The following is a 7,794-nucleotide window of genomic DNA, read 5'->3' on the forward strand; positions in this document are numbered from 1 at the left end:
TTAAAACGGGTAAAGCGCGCCCGTTGAACGCAGAAAGGCACTTTCCGCGATGACGCACGCCCACAACCTGCCGGCCATGGTGGCCGCGCAGGCTCTCCGCACACCGGACGCGGCGGCCGTCGTGTCCGCCGAAGGGGAGGTGAGCTACCGGGAGCTGGACGAGCGGGCCAACCGGCTCGCCCACCTGCTGATCGCCAAGGGCGCGCGTCGGGAACGGATCGTGGCCCTGGCCATGCCGCGGTCCGTGGACATCGTGGTGGCGCGGTTGGCGGTGCTGAAGGCGGGCGCGGCCTACCTGCCGATCGACCCGGCCTACCCGGCCGAGCGGATCGCGTTCATGATCGCCGACGCGGACCCGCTGCTGGTGCTGGACGGTCCGCTGGACACCGCGGACCAGCCCGCCACCGCCCCCGAGGTGGACATCCACCCGGACGACCCGGCGTACGTGATCTACACGTCCGGGTCCACCGGCCGCCCCAAGGGCGTGGTGGTGACCCACCGGGGCCTGCCCGCGTTCGCCGAGGCCGAGATCGCGCACTTCGACGTGCGGCCGGGCGACCGGGTGCTCCAGTTCTCCTCCCCCAGCTTCGACGCCTCGGTGCTGGAGCTGTGCATGGCCCTGCCGGCGGGCGCGGCGCTGGTCGTGCCGCCGCCGGGGCCGCTGCTGGGCGAGCAGCTGGCCGAGGTGGTCGACGGGTTCGGCGTGACGCACGCGCTCATCCCGCCGGTGGCCATGGCGACCGTGCCGGACGTGCCGCTGCCCACCTTCCGCACGCTGATCGTCGGCGGTGACGCGTGCTCGCCGGACCTGGTGGCGAAGTGGGCCCCGGGCCGCCGCATGATCAACGCCTACGGGCCGACCGAGTCCACCGTGGTGACCTCGTGGAGCGAGCCCCTCACCCCCGGCGGCACGCCCCCGATCGGCCGGGCCGTCCCCGGCACCGAGGTGCGCGTGCTGGACGAGGAGCTCAACCCCGCCGCCGAGGGCGAGCTGTACGTCACGGGCGTCGGCCTGGCCCGCGGCTACCTGGGCAGACCCGGCCTGACCGCGCAGCGGTTCGTGGCCGACCCGTTCGGCGCGCCGGGCGCCCGCATGTACCGCACCGGCGACGTGGTGCGCACCCGCGAGGACGGCCAGCTGGAGTTCGTCGGCCGCGCCGACCACCAGGTCAAGATCCGGGGCTTCCGGGTCGAGCCCGGCGAGATCGAGGCGCTGCTGCGCGAGCACCCGGCCGTCGAGCAGGCCGTGGTGGTCGCCCGGGACGAGCCCAAGCGGCTCGTGGCCTACGTCGTCCTCCGCGACGGCGGGCAACAGACGGCGGGGCAACAGACGGCGGGGCAACAGACAGCGGGGCTGCGCGAGCACCTGGCCGCGACCCTGCCCGACTACCTGGTGCCGTCCGCGTTCGTCGCGCTGGACGCGTTCCCCCTGAGCCCCAACGGCAAGCTGGACCGCAACGCGCTGCCCGCGCCGGTCGTCGGCGAGGTCCCGGAAGGCCACGTCGAGCCGCGCACCCCGGCGGAGCACCGGGTCGCGGAGGTCTGGTCCGAGGTGCTGGGCGTGCCGCTGGTCGGCGCCCAGGACGACTTCTTCGCCCTGGGCGGCGACTCGATCCTGGCCGTGCGCGCGCTGTCGCGGCTGGGCGGGCTGCCGGTGCGGGCGATGTTCGACCACCGCACGGTCGCGGAGCTGGCGCGGGCGCTGCCCGAGGACGGCGCGCCCGTTCCCGGGGTCCCGCCCATCCCCCGGGTCCCGCGCGGCGAACCGCTGCCCCTGTCGCCCGCCCAGCGCCGGCTGTTCTCCCTCGACGGCACCGCCGAGCAGAACACCGCGGTGGGCCTGGAGCTGACCGGGCCGCTGGACGTGCCGCGCCTGGCCGCCGCCCTCGACGCGCTGGCGCTGCGGCACGACGCCCTGCGCACCACCTTCGACGTGGTGGGCGACGAGCCGGTGCAGCTGGTCGCACCCCACGGGACCATCCCGCTGCGCGTGCTGCCCCGGCCCACCGAGCGGCCCGGCGCGGGCGAGCTGGGCCTGGACGAGCCGTTCGACCTGCGCCAGGGCCCCCTCGCCCGCGCCGTGCTCGCGCCGCTGGGCGAGGACCGGCACCTGCTGGTCCTGGTGCAGCACCACATCATCACCGACGGCTGGTCGGTGCAGGTGCTGGTGGAGGAGCTGGCCGAGCTGTACGCGGGCGGGCAGCCCGCGGAACCGGCCGTGCAGTACCCGGACTTCGCGGTCTGGGACCGGGGCAACCCTGGGGGCGACGTGGCCTGGTGGCGCGACCGGCTGGCCGGGATCGAGGCGCTCGACCTGCCCACCGACCGGCCTCGCCCGCCGCTGCGCACGACCACCGGCGCGGTGCTGCGCCGGGAGCTGGACCGGGAGCTGGTCGACCGCCTGGCGGGGGTGGGCCGGGCCCACGACGCCACGCTGTTCATGACGCTCACCGCCGCGGTGCAGGTGCTGCTGTCCGCGCGCTGCCGGCAGCGGGACATCGCGGTCGGCACGGCGAGCTCCGGCCGGGACCGCACCGACCTGGAGCGCGCGGTCGGCTTCTTCGTCCGCACCCTGGTGCTGCGCTCCTGGGTGGACCCGGACCTGCCGTTCACCGCGTTCCTGGACCACGTGCGCGGCACCGCGCTGGAGGCGTTCGCCCACGACGACGCGCCGTTCGACCGGGTCGTCGAGGAGTTGCGGCCCGACCCGGACCCCAGCCGCACGCCGCTGGTGCAGGCCGTGGTGGCGCTCCAGCAGCCGCTGGTGCGCGACGGCCGCTTCGGCGAGCTGGCCGTGACCGAGCACGACCTGCCGCGCCCGGTGGCGCGGTTCGACCTGGTGGTGGAGTTCTGGCCGCGCCCGGAGGCGCGGGGCGGCGGGCTGGCGCTGACCCTGGAGCACAACACCGACCTGTTCGACGCCGCGACCGTCGAGGCGCTGGGCGAGGACCTGGAAGCCCTGCTGCGCCTGGTGGTCGAGGACCCGGACCGCCCGCTGCGCGGGCTGGCCGAGCTGGACTTCCCCCAGGACGACTCGGTCCGCGTGCGCGGCCTGCGCGTGGACCTCGGCGAGGTGGAGCGCGCGCTCAAGAGCCACGACGACGTGCTGGACGCGGCCGTGGTCCTGGCGGACCGGCGGCTGATCGCCTACACCGTGCCCGCGGTCAACCCGGCCGTGCTGCGCGGTTCCCTGGAGCAGGTGCTGCCCGCGCACGCCGTGCCCGCCGCGTTCGTCGGCCTCAGCCGGCTCGACCGGGACGACCTGCCCACGCCGCCCGAGGAGCGCGCCGAGGTGCGCTACGTGGCGCCGCGCACGCCCGTCGAGGCGGTGCTCGCGGACGTGTTCGCCGAGGTGCTGGGCGCGGCCCGGGTCGGCGTGCGGGACAACTTCTTCGCGCTGGGCGGCGACTCGATCCTGGGCATCCAGGTGGTCACCCGCGCCCGCCGCGCCGGTCTGGTGCTGACCTCCCGGGACATCTTCGCCCACCAGACCATCGCCGCGATCGCCCCGCACGTGACCCGCGACCTGCCGCCCACCGCGGACCAGGGCCCGGTCACCGGCGACGCGCCGCTCACCCCGATCCAGCGATGGTTCCTGCACGGCCACACCGTGCGGCCCGAGCACTTCGACCAGTCCGTGGTGGTGGACCTCGACGAGCTGGACGTGCCCGCCCTGCGCACGGCGCTCCAGGCGCTGATCGCGCACCACGACGCGCTGCGCACCGGCTTCCGGGGCGACCGGCAGGTGGTCGACCCGATCGGGCAGGTCGACCCGTTCGCGCTCGACCGCTTCGACCTGACCACCGGCCCGCTGCTGCGCGCCGAGGTGGTCGGCGACCGGTCGGTCCGGCTCACCGCGCACCACCTCGTGGTCGACGGCGTGTCCTGGCGCGTGCTGGTGGAGGACCTGACCACCGCGTACCGGCAGGTCCGCGAGGGCCGCCGGGTCCACCTCGGGCGCAAGACGACGTCCTTCCGCGACTGGGCCACCAGGCTCGCCGAGCACGCCACGAGCGGCTTCGACGACGAGCGGGCCCACTGGGGCGCGGTGGCGGGGACCCCGACCACCGTGCCCCACGACCGGCCGGGCCCCAACACCGTCGGCTCGCAGCGCGAGGTCACCGTGCGGTTCACCGCGGCGGAGACCGCGGCGCTGCTGCGCGACGTGCCGCCGGTGTACCGGACGCAGGTCAACGACGTGCTGCTGACCGCGCTGAGCCGCGTGCTGGCCGACTGGACCGGCCACGACCGCGTGGTGCTGGACCTGGAGGGCCACGGCCGCGAGGAGCTGTTCCCCGACGTCGACCTGTCCCGCACGGTCGGCTGGTTCACCACGGTCTTCCCCGTGGCGCTCGACGTCCCCCGGGCGGGGGCGGACTGGGGCACGGCGCTGAAGTCGGTGAAGGAGCAGCTGCGCGCGGTGCCCCGGCGCGGCATCGGCTACGGCGCGCTGCGCCACCTGGCCCGCACCGCGCCGGCCTGCGACCCCCGGGTCAGCTTCAACTACCTGGGCCGGTTCGCCGAGGACCAGCGCGACCTGGAGCTGTCCGCCGACCCGGCCGCGCCGCGCCCGCACCTGCTGGACGTGGTCGGCCAGGTGCGCGGCGACCGGCTGGAGTTCGCCTTCCACTACAGCGACCAGGTCCACGACGAGGCCACGGTCCGGACCTTGGCCGACGGGTTCGCCGCCGCGCTGCGCGGCATCGCGGCGCACTGCGCCGAGCCGGGCGCGGGCGGTCGCACGCCGAGCGACTTCCCGCTGGCGCGGCTCACCCAGGAGCAGGTGGACCGCCTCGACGGCGAGGACGCCTACCCGCTGACCCCGATGCAGGCCGGCATGGTGTTCCACGGCCTGGGCGAGAAGGGCGTCTACTTCCAGCAGACCACGTTCGTGGTGGACGGGGTGACCGACTCGGCCGCGTTCGCCGGCGCCTGGCAGCGGGTGGTCGACCGGACCCCGGCGCTGCGGTCGAGCGTGCTGTGGGAGGGCGTGGCCGAGCCGCTCCAGGTGGTGCACGAGCGCGTCGAGGTGCCGATCGCCTTCCTGGACTGGAGCGGCCTGGACGACGCCGGCCGCGAGGAGCGGCTGCGCGAGCTGCTGGCCGAGGACCGCGAGCGCGGCCTCGACCTGGCCGCGGCGCCGCTGATGCGGTTGACGATCGCCCGGCTGTCGCCGACCAGCGTGCACGTGCTGTGGACGTTCCACCACGTGCTGCTGGACGGCTGGAGCGTCTTCCACGTGCTGTCCGACGTGCTCAAGCGGGGTGAGCTGCCCGAGCGCCGCCCGTTCCGCGACTACGTGGCGTGGCTGGCGGAGCAGGACGGCGCGGCGGCCGAGGCGCACTGGCGGCGCGTGCTGGGCGACTTCGACTCGCCCACGCCGCTGCCCGCCGACCGCCCCGCCGAGCACGGCGCCTCGTCGCGGCGGGTCCCGCTGGAGCTGACCACCGAGGAGTCCGGGCGGCTGTACGAGTTCGCCCGCGAGCACCGCGTCACGCCGAGCGCGGTCGTGCAGGCCGCGTGGGCGCTGCTGCTGGCCCGTTCCAGCGGGCGGCGCGACGTGTGCTTCGGCGCGACGGTCTCGGGCCGGCCCGCCGACCTGCCGGGCGTGGACGACATCACCGGCATCTTCATCAACACCCTGCCGGTGCGGGTCGCGGTGGACGGCGCGGCGCCGGTCGCGGCGTGGCTGCGCGCCCTCCAGGACACCCAGGTCGAGTCACGGCGCTTCGAGCACGTGCCGCTGACCGCGCTCCAGGCGTGGAGCGGGGTGGAGCGCGGCACGAACCTGTTCGACAGCGTGGTGGTGTTCGAGAACTACCCGGCCGACCTGGCCGAGGGCATGGGCCTGCGCGAGCTGTCCGCGGAGGAGACCACCAGCTTCCCGCTCAGCGTCACCGCCTACCCGGAGGAGCGGTTGGGCCTGCTGCTGGGCTACGAGCCCGCGATGTTCGACGCGGCGACCGTGGAGCGGTTGGCGCGGCGGCTGCGGACCCTGCTGGTGGAGCTGGTCGCGGACCCGGACCGGTCGGTGGCCGAGGTGCCGTGGCTGTCCGACGACGAGGTGCGCCAGGTGCTCGTCGACTGGAACGGCACCGCCCCCGCGACGCCGGTGGACGGCACGATCCCGTCGCTGTTCGCCGCCCAGTCCGCGCGCACGCCCGACGCGACCGCCGTCACGTGCGCCGGCGGGTCGCTGACCTACCGGGAGCTCGACGAGCGGGCCAACCGGCTCGCCCACCACCTCCTCGCGGCGGGCGCCGGACCGGAAACCCTGGTGGCGCTGAAGTTCCCGCGCTCACTGGACCTCGTCGTCGCCGTGCTGGGCGTGCTCAAGTCGGGCGCGGCGTACCTCCCGATCGACCCCGACTACCCGGCCGACCGCGTCGCCTACGTGATCGAGGACTCGCGGCCGGTGCTGACGCTGGACGCGCTGCCGGACCTGACCGGGCTGCCGGGCACCGCGCCGGAGGTGGCGCTGCTCCCGGGGAACACCGCCTACGTCATCTACACCTCCGGTTCGACGGGCAAGCCCAAGGGCGTGGTCGTCCCCCACGCCAACGTGGTGCGGTTGTTGACCCGGACGGACCAGTGGTTCGGCTTCGGACCGGACGACGTGTGGACCCTGTTCCACAGCTACGCCTTCGACTTCTCGGTCTGGGAGCTGTGGGGACCGCTGCTCTACGGCGGCCGGCTCGTCGTGGTGCCGTTCGAGGTCTCCCGCTCCCCGCGCGACTTCGCCCGACTGCTCGTCGACGAGGGCGTCACGGTGCTCAACCAGACCCCGTCCGCGTTCTACCAGCTCATCGCCGAAGCGCCCGACCTGCCGGTCCGGTACGTCATCTTCGGCGGCGAGGCGCTGGACGTGCGCAAGCTCGACGCGTGGCGCGGCCGGGGCGCGCTGATCAACATGTACGGCATCACCGAGACCACGGTCCACGTCACCTGGACCCACGCGGACGGCACGATCGGCGTCCCCATCCCCGACCTGCGGGTCTACGTCCTCGACGAGGACTTGAAACCGGTGCCGCCCGGGGTGGTCGGCGAGATGTACGTGGCCGGGGCGGGACTCGCCCGCGGTTACCTCAACCGGCCCGGCCTGACCGCGTCCCGGTTCGTCGCCAACCCCTTCGGCGAGCCCGGCGAGCGCATGTACCGCAGCGGCGACCTCGCCCGCTGGGGGGATGGCAAGCTCGATTACCTGGGCCGAGCGGACCAACAGGTGAAGATCCGGGGGTTCCGGGTCGAACTCGGTGAGGTCGAAGCGGCACTGCGGGCGCATCCCCACGTCTCGCAGGTCGTTGTAGTGGTGAACGAACACCGCCTGGTCGCGTACTTCGTGCCGGACAAGCCGACAACGGCCACGGAGCTGCGCGAGCACACGGCCAGGGTCCTGCCCGACCACATGGTCCCGGCGGCGTTCGTCGCACTGGAGAAACTGCCGTTGACCTCGAACGGCAAGCTGGACCGCGTCGCGCTCCCCGCGCCCGAGCGCGACGCGGTCACCTCCTCCGACTACGTGGAACCCCGCACCGAGACCGAGGCTGCCATCGCCGAGATCTGGGCCGAGGTGCTCGGGGTCGAACGGGTGGGCGTGGAGGACAGCTTCTTCGCCCTCGGCGGCGACTCGATCCGCAGCCTGCACATCACGTCCCGCACCAAGGCGGCGTTCGACGTCGACCTGTCCCCGCGTGACGTCCTCACCGCCCGCACCGTGGCAGCCCTCGCCGACCTGGTCGAGGACATGGTGCTGGCGGACCTCGAAGCCCTCGCCGACACGGAGGCGTGACCCCC

1 protein-coding gene is annotated in these 7,794 nt (G+C 74.5%); it reads left to right on the plus strand.

Annotation, left to right across the window (positions count from 1 at the left end; all coding sequences use genetic code 11):
• Positions 1-79: 79 nt before the first annotated feature.
• Complete coding sequence (locus Q5530_RS01000) at positions 80-7,789, plus strand: amino acid adenylation domain-containing protein (RefSeq protein ID WP_415360443.1); 7,710 nt, start codon at positions 80-82, stop codon at positions 7,787-7,789.
• Positions 7,790-7,794 lie beyond the last annotated feature (5 nt).

It is taken from the genome of Saccharothrix sp. BKS2 (assembly GCF_047689505.1).
Classification (GTDB): Bacteria; Actinomycetota; Actinomycetes; order Mycobacteriales; family Pseudonocardiaceae; genus Actinosynnema; species Actinosynnema lopnurensis.